This window comes from Nocardia sichangensis (assembly GCF_047200615.1).
GTDB classification, from domain to species: Bacteria; Actinomycetota; Actinomycetes; order Mycobacteriales; family Mycobacteriaceae; genus Nocardia; species Nocardia sichangensis.
Map to the genome: position 1 here is coordinate 23836 of NZ_JBJZOK010000047.1, position 16244 is coordinate 40079.

General features: G+C 68.3%; 13 protein-coding genes. 3 read left to right on the forward strand and 10 right to left on the reverse strand.

The features are described from left to right. Window positions 1–26: 26 nt before the first annotated feature. The 6 genes from zomB to ACL03I_RS36600 all read right to left on the reverse strand — a co-directional run bounded on the left by zomB (window position 27) and on the right by ACL03I_RS36600 (window position 7670). Window positions 27–1967, reverse strand: coding sequence for a flagellar motor control protein ZomB (zomB, locus tag ACL03I_RS36575; protein WP_364432994.1), 1941 nt, complete (start codon window positions 1965–1967; stop codon window positions 27–29). 4 nt (window positions 1968–1971) lie between these two features. Continuing rightward, complete coding sequence (locus ACL03I_RS36580; RefSeq protein ID WP_355073143.1) at window positions 1972–2898, reverse strand: decaprenyl-phosphate phosphoribosyltransferase; 927 nt, start codon at window positions 2896–2898, stop codon at window positions 1972–1974. Between the two features lies 1 nt (window position 2899). Next, entirely contained in the window at window positions 2900–3460 is a 561-nt protein-coding gene (locus tag ACL03I_RS36585; RefSeq protein WP_412808304.1) for a phosphatase PAP2 family protein, read from the reverse strand. 74 nt (window positions 3461–3534) lie between these two features. Then, window positions 3535–5469, reverse strand: coding sequence for a glycosyltransferase (locus ACL03I_RS36590; RefSeq protein WP_412808297.1), 1935 nt, complete (start codon window positions 5467–5469; stop codon window positions 3535–3537). 7 nt (window positions 5470–5476) lie between these two features. Further along, window positions 5477–6703, reverse strand: a complete 1227-nt coding sequence (glf, locus tag ACL03I_RS36595; RefSeq protein WP_412808298.1) for a UDP-galactopyranose mutase — start codon at window positions 6701–6703, stop codon at window positions 5477–5479. Between the two features lie 244 nt (window positions 6704–6947). Continuing rightward, window positions 6948–7670, reverse strand: a complete 723-nt coding sequence (locus tag ACL03I_RS36600; RefSeq protein ID WP_355073147.1) for an SDR family NAD(P)-dependent oxidoreductase — start codon at window positions 7668–7670, stop codon at window positions 6948–6950. A 108-nt stretch (window positions 7671–7778) separates the two neighbouring features. Here ACL03I_RS36600 and ACL03I_RS36605 point away from each other — a divergent pair, with 108 nt between their 5' ends. Then, a complete protein-coding gene (locus ACL03I_RS36605; protein ID WP_355073149.1) occupies window positions 7779–8411 on the forward strand; it encodes a TetR/AcrR family transcriptional regulator in 633 nt (210 codons plus the stop codon). A gap of 8 nt (window positions 8412–8419) precedes the next feature. On the opposite strand, the gene ACL03I_RS36610 is transcribed toward ACL03I_RS36605, so the two are convergent. From ACL03I_RS36610 to ACL03I_RS36620, 3 genes are all read right to left on the reverse strand, one after another. Continuing rightward, entirely contained in the window at window positions 8420–9103 is a 684-nt protein-coding gene (locus ACL03I_RS36610) for a hypothetical protein (protein WP_412808299.1), read from the reverse strand. A gap of 158 nt (window positions 9104–9261) precedes the next feature. Continuing rightward, complete coding sequence (locus ACL03I_RS36615; RefSeq protein ID WP_412808300.1) at window positions 9262–10020, reverse strand: MerR family transcriptional regulator; 759 nt, start codon at window positions 10018–10020, stop codon at window positions 9262–9264. A gap of 51 nt (window positions 10021–10071) precedes the next feature. Beyond that, complete coding sequence (locus ACL03I_RS36620) at window positions 10072–11049, reverse strand: EamA family transporter (RefSeq protein WP_355073154.1); 978 nt, start codon at window positions 11047–11049, stop codon at window positions 10072–10074. Window positions 11050–11153: 104 nt separating this feature from the next. Between ACL03I_RS36620 and ACL03I_RS36625 the strand changes: the two genes are divergently transcribed. Beyond that, window positions 11154–11654 carry a MarR family winged helix-turn-helix transcriptional regulator gene (locus ACL03I_RS36625; protein ID WP_355073156.1) on the forward strand — a complete coding sequence of 167 codons (501 nt, stop codon included), beginning with the start codon at window positions 11154–11156 and terminating at the stop codon, window positions 11652–11654. A gap of 72 nt (window positions 11655–11726) precedes the next feature. Here ACL03I_RS36625 and ACL03I_RS36630 read toward each other — a convergent pair whose 3' ends face one another. After that, on the reverse strand, window positions 11727–13166 hold the full coding sequence (locus tag ACL03I_RS36630; RefSeq protein WP_412808301.1) for a SpoIID/LytB domain-containing protein: 1440 nt from the start codon (window positions 13164–13166) through the stop codon (window positions 11727–11729). A 250-nt stretch (window positions 13167–13416) separates the two neighbouring features. On the opposite strand from ACL03I_RS36630, the gene ACL03I_RS36635 reads away from it, so the two are divergent. After that, on the forward strand, window positions 13417–15855 hold the full coding sequence (locus ACL03I_RS36635; protein ID WP_412808302.1) for an N-acetylmuramoyl-L-alanine amidase: 2439 nt from the start codon (window positions 13417–13419) through the stop codon (window positions 15853–15855). The last annotated feature ends 389 nt before the right edge of the window (window positions 15856–16244 follow it).

Here is a 16244-nt window from a genome sequence, read left to right on the forward strand (position 1 = left end):
CGATGGGCCCAATGTGATTCACGGGATCAGCGCTGCGCGACCGGTTGCGGGAAGGGATCGACCAGTCCGCACCGCTGGATCTCGTACTTCGGGACGCGATCGATGCGGTACTTCGCGAACCGCAACGCGTTGCGCAGGTTGTGCCGGAAACGCTCGAAGGTGAGCGGATCGCGGTAGGAGATCAACAACGCCTGGGTGTCCGGGCAGGACATCGCGGTGCGCGCCTGGGCGACCCACTTCTCGTCCAGGTACCAGGGCATCCACGGTTTCTTGTCCACCATGCCGGTATCGACGACGACCCAGTCCGGGTACAGGCTCTTGTCGTGGCCGATCCGGCCGTCGGTGAGCCGGTCGGTGTGCGCGGCCAACGGGTAGGCCAGACCCATCGGATCGATCACGGGCACGTCCAGCGGAACGTTCATGCTGGTCATGCCGAGATTCAGGAAGTAGACCGTGTGCCCGGCGCCGCCGTCCGGAATCGGCTGGGGCGGCGGAGCGATGTACCAGAACATGAACGACGGCGAGTTGAGCAGCAGACCGCCGTCCGGAGTGCCGGTGATGTCGTTGACCATCGCGCGGATGCGCGGGTAGTCCAAGTAGTCCTCGGCCAGGATCGGGTGGTCGTGCCCGGTGTTGAGCACGTAGTAGACGCGCTCGTCGACGATTCCGGTCGAAGTGATCTTGGTGCCGGTCTTGATCGCGGTGGTGTTCGCCGCGAACAGCGCCCACCCCGCGACGCCGACGAATGCCACCGCCAGCGCCGCGTAGGACCAGTCGGCGGCGGTGGCCGCGCGCACACCGCCCTGCGGCGCCCGGATCGGAATGACCGCGACCGGGAGCAGGAACAGGAACAGCTGGGGCAACAGCATTCGGCCGTGCATGAAGTCGCCGCCGACCCGAAGCGCGTAGATGGTCAGGAGGAACCCGCTGGCCAGAACCGAAGCGACCACAGCGCCCGGCGAGCGCAACCACTCCCGGATCCGGCCGATCGACCAGCCACGCGCGTCTTCGTTTTCGGCACGCGCGTTCCGAGTCGCACCCGTGCGAGCGGCGAGCACACCGGCGATCAGCAATACCAGCAGCGGCGCCCACAGGAAGTACGGACCGACGAGGTCCCAGAGGTAGGTGAAGCCCTGCCCCCACTTGGCGCCGCCCGCGTCCTTCGCGACGGCGGTATTCGGGTAGGGCAGGCCGTAGTAGCCCATCCGCCAGATCTGGTAGCCCAGCGGCACCAGTCCGGCCACCGCGACGATCACCGCGCGCAGCACGATCGGCCGCAGCCTGCTCTCGGGCATGGGCGCGCAGAAGATCATCAGCAGCGCGAGCGCGCCGACCAAGGTCATCTCGGGCCGGATCAGGGGGGCCAGCCCGGCGAGGAAGACCAGTCCGAGCAGGCCGGGCAGGCGCACCGACTTGGCCTGGCTCCAGCGCATCAGCTGCCACCACAGCAGGCCGATCCAGCAGATCACCAAGCCGCTTTCCAGACCCGAGGTGGCGTAGTCGCGGGCCGGGGGCAGTGCGATGTAGACCAGCACGCCCGCGGGCAGCAACAGCCCGGTGCGGGTCCCGCCCCACAGGCGCGCCGAGCCGAGCATGGCGAACACGACCGCGGCCAGCGAGACGGTGAGCGCGACGCCGAGCACCACGTACTCGAGCCGCGCCTGGGTCAGCCAGCTGAAGAACCAGACCAGGTAGGTCCACGCGGTGCTGGTGTTGGTTTCGACGCGCTCGCCCTCGTTGAAGACGGGGCCGTTGCCCGCCAGCAGGTTGCGCACCGTGCGCAACACGATGAGACCGTCGTCGGCGATCCACCGCCGCTGCCAGCCCCCGACCGCGAAAAGAACAACGGTGAGCGTGATCCCACCGACGAACGTGGCTTTGGACAGACGCGCGAACCGCGACGCGGAGCCGGACGACTCATCGGCCGACCGCTCCGCCGCGTATTCCGTTCGCTCCGCCACCAGCATCTCGTCAGGTGAGATAGACAGCGACACCTACCGCTCCGATCCAGGCGATTGCGAGGAACTGCAGGACGCGGTCCCCCAGCGCGATCTCTTCCGGCTCCCCGGCCTCGCCCCCATCGACGTCGACCGCGTAACGCAGGATTGCGATGGTAAACGGGACCATCGAGATCGCGAACCAGTTGGTGTCCTTGATGCCGTCCTGCTGGAACGCCCACAGCCCGTAGAAAACCACCACCGCCGTCGCGGCCAGCGTCCAGATGAAGCGCAGGTAGGTGGGCGTGTAGTACTCCAGCGACTTGCGGATCTTGGCGCCGGTGCCCAGCGCGATCTGCAGCTCCGCGTAGCGCTTGCCCGCCGCCATGAACAGCGAGCCGAAGGCCATGATCAACAGGAACCACTGCGACAGCTCGATGTCGGCCGCCGCGCCACCGGCGACCGCGCGCAGCAGGAAGCCGGAGGACACGATGCAGATGTCCAGCACGGCTTGATGCTTGAGTCCGAAGCAGTAGGCCAGCTGGATGCCGATGTAGACCGTCATCACCACGGCGAGATGCCACGAGGCGAGGAACGAGCCCGCGATCGACCCGGCCAGCAGCAATGCCGACAGCAGGTAGGCCAGGTTCACCGGGACGACGCCCGCGGCGATCGGCCGGAACCGCTTGGTCGGATGCGCCCGGTCGGCCTCCACGTCGAGCGCGTCGTTCACCAGGTAGATGCCCGATGCCGCCATGCAGAACACCACGAAGGCGATGCCGACGTGCGCGAGCACGTCCACGTTCGTCGCCGTGCCCGCGGCCAGCGGAGCGGCGAGCACCAATACGTTCTTGACCCACTGCCGCGGACGGACTGCCTTGAACAGACCGCCGGCCAGCGTCTTGGGCGGGCCCTTGACTACCGCCTCGGCCAGGTCGGCGCCGGTCGGCTCTTCACTCATGTCAACGAAGGCTCTTTCTTGTGCGGTCATTGTCGAGTCTCTTTTCGGCGGCGAGCAGGGCGGCGGCGGACGCGGCGCCGAGCGCGGAACCGGCGAGCACGTCGGTGGGGTAGTGCACCCCGAGGACCACCCGCGAAAGCAGCATCGGGGGGACGAGCACCGCAGGCAAGGGTAGCCCGGTCAATCTGCCGAGCAACACGGCCGCTGCCGTCGTCGAGGTCGCATGCGAGGACGGGAAACTGAGTTTGCTCGGCGTCCCCACGTTGACCTGCACCGACGGATCGTTCGGGCGCGGACGGCGAACGACGCGCTTGATGACGATCGAGGCCGCGTGCGCGCCGACCGCGCCGACCGCGACCCCGGCCCACTGTCTGCGCCGCGGCTTGTCCACCAGCCAGCCTGCGGCGGCGATGCCGACCCAGCCGAGCGCGTGCTCGCCGAAGTGCGACAGGCCACGCGCGGCGGACACCACGGCGGGCTTGCTACCGAGGGTGGCCTGCACCGCGTTGATGATCACGACCTCCGGCGGCGCCTGCCCGGCAGGCGCGGGGTGCGCGGACACCGGGCCACCGTGACCGTTGGCGCTGTGCAGCGGCGGCTGCACCGCCGCGTCGTCGGCGGCGCTCGCTCCGAGACTCACTGCTGCTCATCCTTCGTGTCGATGCCGAAGACCTTCTCCCATGCCGCGGTGCTGGTCAGCTGCGGGTGGGCGGCGCGGTAGCGCTGCTGCATCTCCGGGAAACGGGCGGCCAGCTCCTTGCGCAGGCGCATGGCTTCCTTGAACAGGCCGAGCGCCTGGCGGGGGTCGCGCTTGCGGTAGACGACGCCGCGGCCGTCGGCCGTGGTGACGGTGACGCCGTCGACCTGCGAGAGCAGGAACCAGCGCGCGTCCAGCGTCGGCACGTTCAGCTGCGGGGTCTCGTGGTGTTCGGTGCGCGCGGAGCGGAAGTTGTGCACCACGCCCTTGGCCAGCCGAGCCACCTTGGCGATCGGATTGGCCGGCTCACCGACCGCCCCGACGCCGATGTGGCTGGCCAGCGGCAGTTCGGTGGACGAGGGCAGGATCACCGCGTCCGGATACTGCTTGCGCAGCTCGTGCACCGCCCCCAGAGCGCTGGGCAGTAGCTGGAACAGCCGTTCCGGGCCTGCGAGGAAATCGCGGATGGCGAGGTTCTGGATCGCGACCGTCGAGTACTCCAGGCACAGCAAATGCTTCAGCGTCGCCTTGATCGTGTTGACGACCATGCCGCGCCCGTTGCCCGGCAGGTGCAGCGAGGCGACGACCAGCCGATTGCGCAAGTGGAAGTACGCCTGCCAGTCGATGGCGTCGTCCTTGTCGCTCCAGGCCATGTGCCACACCGCCGCGCCGGGCAGCGTGACGGTCGGGTACCCGGCCGCGCGAGCACGCAAGCCGTACTCCGCGTCGTCCCACTTCAGGAACAGCGGAAGCGGCTGGCCGAGCTCCTCGGCGACGCGCCGCGGGATGACACAGGTCCACCAACCGTTGAAGTCGACGTCGATGCGCCGGTGCAACAGCTTCGAGTTGTCCCGGTCCTTGAGCGGGTACTTCGAGAAATCGTGGTCGTACTCGACGTTCGGCGCCGCGGTCCACATGAAGATGCCGCGATCGACCACTTCGCCCATGACGTGCAGGTGCGAGCGCTCCTGCAGGTTGAGCATCTGGCCGCCGACCAGCACCGGCGACTTCGCGAAGCGGGCGAAGGCCAGCGCGCGCAGGATGGAGTCCGGCTCGATCTCGATGTCGTCGTCCATGTAGACGATGTACTCGGCGTCGGTGGTCTTCAGTGCCTCGTACATGACCCGGCTGTAGCCGCCGGACCCGCCGAGGTTGGGCTGGTCGTGGATGGAAAGGCGATCCCCGAGCGCGGCCGCCGATTCCGTGAAGCCGGGCTCGTCGACGACCTTCTTCGTGCCCTGGTCCGGGATGATGACGGCCGCGATCTTCTCCAGCACCAGCGGGTCGGAGCCGAGTGCGGCGAGCGTCTTCACCGCGTCGGTGGGCCGGTTGAAGGTGGGCATGCCGACCGCGATGCAGCCCTCGCCGGGCGCCTCGATCGGCGCGTACCAGCCGCCCGACAGCAGCGTGACCGCCGTGTCGGTGGTGATGTCGAACCAGATCCAGCCGCCGTCCTCGAACGGGCCCAGGTCGGTCTCGAATTCGACGACCACCGAGTCGGCGCCGGTCGCGACCGCGAATTCCTTGCCCTGCACGTGGATTCGCGAGCCGTCGGCCTTGGATCGGTACACGTCCACCCGGCCGTGACCGGCCAGTTCCAGCCGCAGCACCACCGAAGACAGGATGCTCCAGCGCCGCCAGTAGCTCGCGGGCAGGGCGTTGAAGTACGTGCAGAAGGAGACCTCGGACTCCGCGCCGATCGACAGCGACGTGCGGGTGGTCGCGTGCGCGCGCCTGGCGTTGGTCTGCGACTCCTCGACGTAGAGCGTGCGCACGTCCAGCGGCTCGCCCGGCCGCGGCAGGATGATGCGCTGCAACAGCGACTTGGCGCGGGTCTCGGTGGTCATGTCTTCCAAAATGGATTGGGAGGTCATTCCGCTCCTAAGCCTCCTGGTCCACGAGCGGCGCACCATCCGCCAGATGCGGGTGCAGCACGTTGTCGAACGTGCTCAGCGCGCTGCCGATCGCCATGTGCATGTCCAGGTACTGGTAGGTGCCGAGACGGCCGCCGAAGACGACCTTCGCCGTGGCGGTCTCCTGCTTGGCCAGCTCCCGGTAGGCCAGCAGTTTCGCCCGGTCCTCCGGTGTGTTGATCGGGTAGTACGGCTCGTCGCCGGTCTGCGCGAATCGGGAGTACTCCCGCATGATCACCGTCTTGTCGGTGGGGTACTCGCGCTCGGGGTGGAAGTGGCGCGGCTCGATGATGCGGGTGTAGGGAACGTCCGCGTCGTTGTAGTTCATCACCGAGGTGCCCTGGAAGTCGCCGAGCGGCAGCACCTCGGTCTCGAAATCGATGGTGCGCCAGCCCAGCTCGCCTTCGCTGTAGTCGAAGTAGCGGTCCAGCGGGCCGGTGTAGACGACCGGCGCGTCCGGGCTTTCGACGCGCAACTGCTCGCGCACTTCGAACCAGTCGGTGTTCAAGCGCACCTCGATCAGGTCGGAGGCGGCCATGTTCTCCAGCCACTTCGTGTAGCCCTCGCGGGGCAGGCCCTCGTAGGTGTCGTTGAAGTAGCGGTTGTCGAAGGTGTAGCGGACCGGGAGGCGGGTGATGTTGCCCGCGGGCAGTTCCTTCGGGTCGGTCTGCCACTGTTTTGCGGTGTAGTCGCGGACGAACGCCTCGTAGAGCGGGCGGCCGATCAGCGAGATGGCCTTCTCCTCGAGGTTCTGCGCGTCCTTGGTCTCGATCTCCGAGGCCTGCTCCGCGATCAGCGCGCGCGCCTCTTCCGGCGAGAAGTAGCGGCCGAAGAACTGGGAGACCAGGCCGAGGCCCATCGGGAACTGGTAGGCCTGTCCCTTGTGCATCGCGAAGACGCGGTGCTGGTAGCCGGTGAACTCGGTGAACTGGGTGACGTAGTCCCACACCCGCTTGTTCGACGTGTGGAACAGGTGCGCGCCGTACTTGTGGATCTCGATCCCGGTTTCCGGATCCGGCTCGGAGTAGGCGTTGCCACCGATGTGGTGGCGCCGTTCGATCACCAGAACCCGTTTACCCAGCACGGAGGCGGCGCGTTCGGCAACGGTCAGCCCGAAGAATCCGGAGCCGACGACGATCAGATCGAACTGTGAGGCGGAATGGACGGAGGTACCCGGGGACGATGCGACGGTCACGGGAGCCCAGAGTATCGGAAGTCCCCGCCGCGTCCGGGTGGAGTCGGAACTGCGCTCAGCGACACCACTCGCCGCACCCGGTTTCACCTCCCTGACCTCAGTATTTCGCCGGATGTTTGCCCAAATGGACTTCTTTGGCAACTGACCGGTTGTTTACTGCCGCGGCCCAATGAGCGCGCACGGCTCCGGGTGCTCCCGGCCGCCGGAGCCGGTGCGCGCTCGAGTGATCTTCTCGGGACGGGTCTCAGACCGGGAAACCTACGTCGAGCTCCACCTTGTCCCGCTCGGTGTACAGCCGCCAATAGTGATCGCCGAGCTCGTCGCCGCTCATACGGACGATCTCCAGGCCCGCCGGGATCACTTCCGGATTCTCATCGATGATCTGCGCGGCTTTGCTGCCGTCGATCAGCACGCCGATGTTGAGCAAGCCGACGTAGACGCCGGTACCCCGCAATTCCACCTCGAGCTGGCGCAGGTAACCGCGCTGCGCGGCCAGGGCGATGCCGAAGTTGGCCAGATAGGGCGCCACGTAGTGCTCGGACGAACCCGAGGAGAACAGCAGCGCGCCTTCGCCTCGCTCCACCATCTTCGGCGCGAGCGCGCGCGTCACCAGGATCGGCGAGTGCAGCTTCAGCGCGATGGGCGCATCGAGGGACGGGATGTCCACCGACAGGGTGTCAGGGATGCGATCGCTCATGTTGCCCGCCGCGCCGTGCATGGCCGCGTCGATCGGCCCGAACGTCGCCTCGATCTTCTCGATCACCCCCGTGACCTGCGCGCCAACCGTGACATCCGCGGGAAAGGCCGCGGCCTCGATGCCTTCGGCCGTCAACTCCTCCGCGTGCCGCCGCGCCTTTTCGGGATCCCGGCCGATGACGGCCACCCGGAAGCCTTCGCGCCCGAATCGGCGTCCTGTGCCGACGCCGAGGCCGGGTCCGTACCCGAAGATCGCGATGGTCTTGGACATTGCCACTCCTGTTAAGTTGAGACATGGTTCAAGTTATGCGGTCGACGGTAGCATTAAGTTGAACCAATGCTCAACATATGCGTGTTGCCCGATTTGTAGGATCGGCCCGTGGACAAGCCGTTACGCAGCGATGCCCAGCGCAATCGGGACGCGCTCGTGACCGCCGCCCGCGCCGTCTTCGAGGAACGCGGTCTCGACGCGCCGCTGAAAGAGATCGCCGCCCGCGCCGGGGTGGCCATCGGCACGCTCTACAACCGCTTCCCGACCCGCGACGACCTCATCGCGGCCGCGGTCGAGGACCGGATCGAAGCGGGCAGCCGTATCGCCGAGAACGCGCTCGCCATCGATGACCCGTGGGAGTCGTTCGTCTACCTGGTGGAGCAGGTGTGCGCTTTACAGGCCGCCGACCGGCTGCTCAGCGAACTCGCCGTGCGGGCCGCGCCCAGTCCTGCCATCGCGCAGGCCCAGGAATACGGCCACGGCCTGATGCGCCGGATCATCACCCGCGCGCAGGAGGCCGGCGCGCTGCGCGCCGACTGGGTACTCGAGGACATCGCGTTCATCACCTGGTCACACACCAGAATCGTCGAGGCGACCAGTCATATCGCCCCCGAAGCCTGGCGGCGCCACCTCGGTCTGATACTCGACGGCCTGCGCGCGGAGGCCGCCCACCCGCTTCCGGTGCCTCCGATCACGGAGCACCAATTGATGCACGCGCTCGGCCGCGACGACGAAAGTTGACTCAGCGTTCAGTGATGCGGCCCCGGCTGTGACGCCGGCGGGAAGTGGCCGGGTTGAGGTGCCGGGGCTTGGTGGCCGAGCTGAGGCGCCGGGGGCTGGTAGCCAGGCTGAGACGATTGATAGCCAGGTGGGGGTGCCGGGGCCTGGTGGCCGAACTGCGGCACCGATGGCCGAGGAAGGGACTGCGGCGGCGCGGGCGCTGTGGCTCTGCGGCCGAGCGGACTCGTTCCGACAGTGACGAGGGCGATCAAAGAAAGGGCCGCCCCGACAATCAGGAAGAGGGGCGAGCCAGGCGTTTCCGCGGACAGCCCGTATTGGTTCCCGTAGGTCGCAGCGAGCAAGCCGCCGAAGAATCCCCACCCTGCGCCGATCAGAACCGATTCCCTCCCGGCCGGCTTGCCGAGCAGCAGGAGGATCCCACCGACGATCAGGACCACTGCCAGCAGCGCGGAGACGACGAGCAAGTTTTCCTGCACGACTCGGATGTGACGGGTGACCAACCAAGTGTCGATGTCCTTGGCGGCATCCAACTTCAGATCGTTGAGGCCGCGCAGCAAGTTGATGCCGGACACCGCCCCGAGAAGGGTCGCCCCGCCACCGATGCATGCCGCTATCGCCGCCACCGCGCCATGCCATGTCGCCGGTGCGGCGCCGACAGTCCGCGCCCCGGATCGCGCGTACGGATCGTTCATCGAACCCCCCATTTCCGCATCGAACCTTACCGCGCTCTCCGGGCATATTCGAGGCGAAAGTGGCCTTCGCACAGCGATATCGCCCTGCATCGGCCCTACTGCGGGCGATCCGGCGGCCGGTACGCGCACATGCGTACCGGCCGCCGGAGAGTTGTGCTCTACAGCCGCTGCTCGGCGTAGACCTTCATCGCGTCGCGCACGAACTCGGCGGTGCCCGCGCCGTGCACGTCGTAGTTCGCCGCGAAACGCGGGTCGGCGACGTACATCTCGCCGAGGTTGACGAACGCCTCTCGCACCACCGGACGACCCTGCCAGCCGATGCCGATCCAGTCGTAGTGGCGCTGGACGATGGCCTGCACCTCGTCGGCGTCGGGCGCGAGTCCGTCGGCGTGCGCTCGGCCGTAGTCGGCGGCGATGTCGAGATGGGTTTGCTGGAAGTTCTTCTTGTCCGTGTCGGACATCGAGCGCCACCAGCGGTCACCGCTCTCGTAGGCGTCCTTGCCCCAGCGTTCGATCACCTCGTCCTTGTACTTCGTGTGGTCGAAGCCGTCGAAAACTTCTGCTGCCACGAGTTGTTCACCTCTTTCCGTCTTGTGCAGCGTGGTTCGCACCGACTCGATCTGCCGCCGGATCCGATCCTGTTCCTGCCGGAGCAGTTCCAGGTGCGTACGCAACGCGGCGGCGGTTTCCTGCTCTCCGGCAAGGACTTCGGCGATGACCGGAAGGCCGAGGCCGAGGTCACGCAGCAGCAGGATGCGTTGCAACCGCACGAGGGAGTGCTGGTCGTAGTACCGGTAGCCGTTGGCTCCGATCCGGCTGGGCGGCAACAGCCCCAACTGCCCGTAATGGCGCAGCGTGCGACTGGTGGTGCCAGCCGCCTTCGCCAGATCCTGGATGGACCACTCCTTGCCGCCCACGACCCGTCTTCCCTCGTGCTCTCGTCGGTGCAACCAGCTTGCAAGTTGACGTTACGTCAAAGTCAAGACCTTCTCCGGCGAGGTTTCGGTGCCCAGCGCAACGCTGGAGTCGCCAGCCGGAACGGGCGCGGGCTGAACCGGTTCCTTCGGCGCGCCGACCGCTTGGCCGAGCAGTGTGCTGCCCAGCGCGATCGCCATGCCGGCCATCTGGAGCGTGGTGAGCGCTTGCCCGAGCACGACCCATCCGATCACCGCGGCCGACACCGGGCTGAGCAATCCGAGGAAGGCCACCGAGGTGGCGGGCACTCGCGCTATGCCGCGGAACCAGAGCCAGTACGCCACCGCGGTCCCGATCACGCCGAGGTACAGATAGCCGCCGACCGCTTCCGCGTCCAGCGCGGGCGGGGCGCCTTCCACCAGCAGCGCGAGCGGAGCGATGAAGAGACCACCGGCGGTCAGCTGCCAGCCGGTGAGCGTCAGCGGGCCGACGCCGTCCGGTCGACCCCACTTCTTGGTCAGAACGGTGCCCATCGCCATCGACGCCGCGCCCGCCAACCCCGCGACCACCCCGACGACGTCGAGTTGCGCGTCGGCCCGCAGCACGACCAGCGCCACGCCGAAGACGCCGACCACCCCTGCGAACAACTTGCGCGCACCGGGATTCTCGCTCAGAGCCACGGTCGCGAAGGCGAGCGCGAACACCGGTGCGACCGCGCCGAGCACGCCCGCGACGCCCCCTGGCAGCCGGTAGGCGGCCAGGAACAGCAGCGGGAAGAACGCACCGATATTGAGCGCGCCGAGCACCGCCACCCGGCCGATCCACCGGCCGCGGGGGAGAACTCGCGTGATCGCGAGCAGCGCGAGTCCAGCGGGTAGGGCGCGCATGAGCGCGGTGAACAGCGGGCGGTCCGGCGGCAGGAACTCGGTGGTGACGGCGTAGGTGGAACCCCAGACGATCGGGGTGAGCGAGGTGAGCGCCAGGGTGGCCGCGACCGAAGCCTCGGCGGGCCCCGCGGTGCGTGTCGTCATACTTGACTCCTCATTGATAATCTCAACGTTGAAATACTTACCCGTCGAGTTGCCTCAGCGTCAAGTAGATGAACGTTGAGATTATTCCTGTAGAGAGGAGACTCATGTCCGACGCGGTGGACCTGTTCGGGCGTCAGTGGCAGCGCGAGCGCCCGGACGTCGACGTCTCGCCGATGCACGTGGTGGGCCGGATCCAACGCTTGGCGCGACTGGTCGACCAAGACCTGAAGCGGTTCTTCGGCGAGTTCGGCATGGAGTTCTGGGAATTCGACGTGCTGGCGACGCTGCGCCGCTCCGGCGCCGAAGACGGACTCACCGCGGGCGCGTTGCTCCAAGTCGCCATGGTGACCTCCGGCGCCATCACCAACCGGATCGACCGACTGGAGACCAAAGGACTGGTCGCGCGCAAACCGTGCGCGGAGGATCGCAGGGCCGTCCGGATCCACCTCACCGAGCAGGGCCGCACCCTCATCGACGACCTGCTGCCCAAGCACATGGCGAACGAACAGCGGCTGCTGGCGGCGCTCGACGCCGCCTCCCGCGAGCAACTGGCCGGATTTCTGCGCACACTGGCCGAGTCGCTCGGCGATACGCCGCCGGAGTAGCAGCCGCCCGGACACCACGACGACGCCCGGACCGGCACCCCGTCATCGAGAGGACGCGGCAGAGGCCAGCGGTCAAGCGGGCCGAGATCCAGTGACCGGAGGCATGCCCACGGTCTCCGCAGGCGGACCGAGGGGCATCACACCGGCCGATGGCGGAGAACCGATGGCTGGTGCCCCACCGTCAGGCGTGACGGCGCCGGGCCGAGCCATACCGCCCGCTTCGGGCCGAAGCGCGGCACCAGGCGCGCTGGGCGGGACCTGCTGCGCCCCAGCGACTTCCGGCACCACCTGCAACATGCGCGAATAGTCCACGACCTGCGCGCCCAGCGTGGGCGTCACGATGATCATGCCGTTGGTGTACATCCGGTAGATCCCCGCACGCTGCGGCAGGATCATCTGCGGTCCGACCGGCGCACCGAGGGAACTGTTCGCACCGCCGATACGGCGGTACTCGGCATCGATCGCCGACTCGGTGACCTCCGCCGCCGACTCGGTGACCGCCGCCTGCGTCCGTGGATCGCCGGCCGGAGCGGTGGTGAGCAGTTCCCCGGGCGCAGGCCCGACGTCCATGGTGTTGATATCCGCCGGTTCCCCACCGCCCGGTGCGGCGGAGTACTCCGTCCGCAGGATCCGGCCTTCGCGCACCAGTACCGCGCCCGCCGCGGCCGCGACGGCGGCCGCCGTCCGCGGGTCCTCCCGCGCGGTACCGGGATACTTCTGGCAGTCCGTCGTGTCGCACGTCTGCGCGTACGGATAACGCTGCTCGGCAAGGGCATAAGAGCGGGCCGCGATCGCCTGGGCGCGCAACGCCTCGGAGGCTCCCTTGTCCGCCCAGTCGGGTGGCACCTCGGCCGGGACCACGCCGAGTAGATAGTCCTCGACATCCACCTGGTTGATGGTGCGGGCCGCGCCATCCTCGAGGGCGACGCCGAGGGCGCCGCGGTACGACGGACCACCGCACACCGTGAGATGTTCCGCCACAGGGCGATTCGGACGTGCGTCGATGGGATGGATCCAGGGGTCGTCGGTCGGCGCCTGCCACAGCACCTCACCGTCGCAGCCGACCGTCACCACCACATTCGCGCCGCCATCGGGCAGCGGCGTGAGGTGCGCGGCCTGGCCTGGCGGCAACTCTCGGCCCGCCACTCGCAGGCCGGTGGCGGCGAAGGCGTCGAGCGAGGAGCCGTCCTGTGCCGTGAGGCGGACCCGGACCGGGGTAGGCGCGACGGCGCCGAGCGTCGCGCCGGGATAGTAGTGCGCGAGAATGCGGTCGGCCCCCCACCCCGCTCGGGCGCTTTCGAACGCGCCGACCTGGCTCAAGCCGCGGCCGTGCCCGGGTCCGGCCAGCGGGCGATACAGCGCGTCGACCGGCCGGGCCGGAAGCGCGGCGAGGGCTCCAGCGATCACTCCGGATCCGATGAGCAACAGGGAAGTGCGCACCAGGAGGCCGATCACGCGCCGATGCGGCCGCCTGGCCAGCTCCTGGCTCGTCGATATCGCCTTTACCTGCATTTTTCTGATCTCCGCATACGCGTATTACGATGCATCCGCTCACTCCCACGGTTAACAGATCCGGTAGATCCCCACCTTTTCCGCACGTTTTCCAGACGCGCTAGCAATCATCGAGCTACATTCAGGCAATCACATAATCCTCAACCAGAGGTTTAGCCATGTGGCAAATGTGGCTATTGTGACCATTGATACATCAGGAAGTGACCCTTAATCACACATGATCACTGGTACGACCTGATTGGAGACGCTCGTGCGGTACCGCAAACCGAAACGCTCCTACGTGCTACCGGTTGTCACCACCCTCGCGGTAGCTGCCCCGCTCGGCACGCTCATGCTCAGCGATTCGAACGACTACCGCACCGCCACCAACAGCGAGCCGGCCGCCGTCGCGGCCGGACTCGCCGAGGTCGCACTCACGCGCGCGCCCGATATCGTGTTGCCGCTGCGCGAACTCACCGGATTGAGCCTGCCTGATCTGCATCTTTCCGACCTGCGCATGCTGCCGAGCGCCGCGGGCATTCCGATTCCGGACGGGCCGCTGCCACCGGGCGCGCAGCCACCGGAAGGAATGCGACTACCCAGCTCGAATTCCGTTCAAACCTCCGGTTCGGAATTCACTCCGAGTCAAACGTCCGAAAGCGCGAATTCCCCTGGTCAGCCGATTTCCGGGGCGCCAACGAGCAGTGTGCGCTTCATCGCCGATCCCGCCCGGCTCCAGCCCGGCACCACTCCCGAAACCCCCGCGTTGTCTCCCGGTGCGGTGACCCCCGAACTGATGAGCCAGGTGGGGGCGCAGGTGAAGGAACTCTCCAGCGACACCCCGTTCAGCATGGTCGCACTCACCGCGCGCCGACTGGCGGACACCACGGCCACGATCCGTGCCCGCCAGCCCGACGGCACCTGGGGGCCCTGGTACGACACCGAGGCGGTGGACACCTACCGCACCGATCACTCCGGTCCCGGCCCGACCGACGGCACGGAACCGATCTACGTCGGCAACACGAACGCCGTGCAGGTCCTGGTCACCCGTAAGCAAGCAGCTCCGACGATCCAGCCGGTGGCGCAGCCCGGACCCATCGCGGACGACCAGTCGCGACCGGGCGACCCGGCTCCGCACCCCGCCGCGCGTTCCGACGACCCGGCCCAGCAGTCCGCGGACCTGACCGCCGTGCTGATCGATCCCGGTCGGGCCACCGCCGACGGCGACCTGCACAGCGTCGCCGCCGCGCTGCCCGGCGGCGGACCGAGCGTGATCACCCGCGCCCAATGGGGCGCCGACGAATCCATCCGCTGCGACCAGCCGACCTACGACGACCATCTCGGCGGCGTCACGGTGCACCACACCGCGGGCCGCAACGACTACAGCAAGTCCGAGTCGGCGGGCATCGTCCGCGCGATCTACACCTATCACGCGAAGACGTTGGGCTGGTGCGACATCGGCTACAACGCGCTCGTCGACAAGTACGGGCAGGTCTTCGAGGGACGCTTCGGCGGCCTCGACCGCCCGGTGCAGGGCGCGCACGCGGGCGGGTTCAACGAGAACACCTCGGGCGTCGCGCTGATGGGCAACTACGAGTCCGAGCAACCGACACAGGAGGCGATCCAGGCGATCGGCGCATTCGTCGGCTGGCGCACCAAGGTCGCCGGACTCGATCCCAAAGGCTCCACCACGATGTACTCCGAGGGCACCTCCTTCACCTCGTACGCCGAGGGTGAGGCGGTGCGGTTGCCGATCGTCTTCGCACATCGCGACGTCGGCAACACCACCTGCCCCGGCGACGCCGCGTACGCGCTGATGGACCGGATCCGCGACATCGCCGCCGGCACGCCGGGCGCCCCCGCCACGCACGACAGCCAGGTTGCCCCGCCCGGCGAATCCGACGTGGCGGGCCTCGCCGCGCTGACCACCAAGCTGCTGAACATGGTGCAGGACAACATCATCGCCAGGCACTGGTCGCAGTCCGGTGGACCTAACGGCCCGCTCGGCGCCGCGCGGTCGGACGTGCTGCCCGCCGCGCAGGGCAGGCAGTATGCGAAGTTCGCCAACGGCTACGCCTACACCGCCGCGGACGGACAGGTCGTCGAGGTGCTCGGCACCATCCTGGACCGCTTCCTGCAACTCGGCGCCGACACGGGCGCGCTCGGACTCCCCCTGCGCAACGCTCACCCGGTCTCCGACGGCCTGCGCGCCGACTTCGAGCACGGCTCGCTGATCCTCAACCAGCTCACCGGCATCGTCACGACGATATGGAAGACCTACAACGACACCTACCAGGAGGAAGTAAGCCGGAACCCGGTCGCGGCGCAGGTGAGCGCCCCGCTCCCGCACCATCCCCCGGCTCCGGCCGCACCGGCGAAGGGAGCTCCGGCCGTCACAGCTCCGGGTAGCGCACCGATCCCCAACGGCACCCCCGCCCCGGCTACACCCGCACCGGCCAACGGAGCTCCGGCCACCACGTCTCCGGGTAGCGCACCGATCCCCAACGGCACCCCCGCCCCGGCTACACCCACACCGTCGATCGGCCCGGCACCCGCGGCACGAACCTCACTCGCCCAGGCCCCGGCAGACGCACCGGCATCGACCAGTCCGCCACAGCTACCCCCACAGCACCCCGCCGTACACCCGCCACATGGCCCGGCCCCAGCCGAAGCCGCGTTCCCCGCTCCACCGCGATCACCTGAGGGCTGACGCCACCACCGAGGATTGATCCCCGACAAGTTGCCCCTCTCGGAGCTCGCGCCCCGCGCGTGCTCCGAGTCGTTCAGGCACATACCCATGGCCTTGTGGGTCGGACTTACCGGCAAGCCGCGGTCACTCGACCCGGCAAACCAATCGACCACCAGATTGCCCCGAACACCCCGTCGGCCCCCTCGGACCCGAACCCGCGCGCACTGTTTCCCCAGGTCTGAGACCAGCGCGCCCAGCCAACCTCAACCACGTCTTCCGAGCGAAGCGAGACCGAGCATCCGCCGTGGGCGGGCCCGGGGGGGGGGGGGGGGGGCCCCCCCCCCCCCCCCCCCGGGGCGGGGGGGGGGGGGGGGGGGCGCGCCCGGGGGGGCGGCGCCCGCCCCCCGCCC

Excerpts from the sequence above, each read along its gene's own strand:
- zomB (WP_364432994.1), bottom strand. The coding sequence starts at position 1,967 with ATGCTGGTGGCGGAGCGAACGGAATACGCGGCGGAGCGGTCGGCCGAT.
- ACL03I_RS36580 (WP_355073143.1), bottom strand. The coding sequence starts at position 2,898 with ATGAGTGAAGAGCCGACCGGCGCCGACCTGGCCGAGGCGGTAGTCAAG.
- ACL03I_RS36590 (WP_412808297.1), bottom strand. The coding sequence starts at position 5,469 with ATGACCTCCCAATCCATTTTGGAAGACATGACCACCGAGACCCGCGCC.
- ACL03I_RS36600 (WP_355073147.1), bottom strand. The coding sequence starts at position 7,670 with ATGTCCAAGACCATCGCGATCTTCGGGTACGGACCCGGCCTCGGCGTC.
- ACL03I_RS36610 (WP_412808299.1), bottom strand. The coding sequence starts at position 9,103 with ATGAACGATCCGTACGCGCGATCCGGGGCGCGGACTGTCGGCGCCGCA.
- ACL03I_RS36620 (WP_355073154.1), bottom strand. The coding sequence starts at position 11,049 with ATGACGACACGCACCGCGGGGCCCGCCGAGGCTTCGGTCGCGGCCACC.
- ACL03I_RS36625 (WP_355073156.1), top strand. The coding sequence starts at position 11,154 with ATGTCCGACGCGGTGGACCTGTTCGGGCGTCAGTGGCAGCGCGAGCGC.
- ACL03I_RS36630 (WP_412808301.1), bottom strand. The coding sequence starts at position 13,166 with ATGCAGGTAAAGGCGATATCGACGAGCCAGGAGCTGGCCAGGCGGCCG.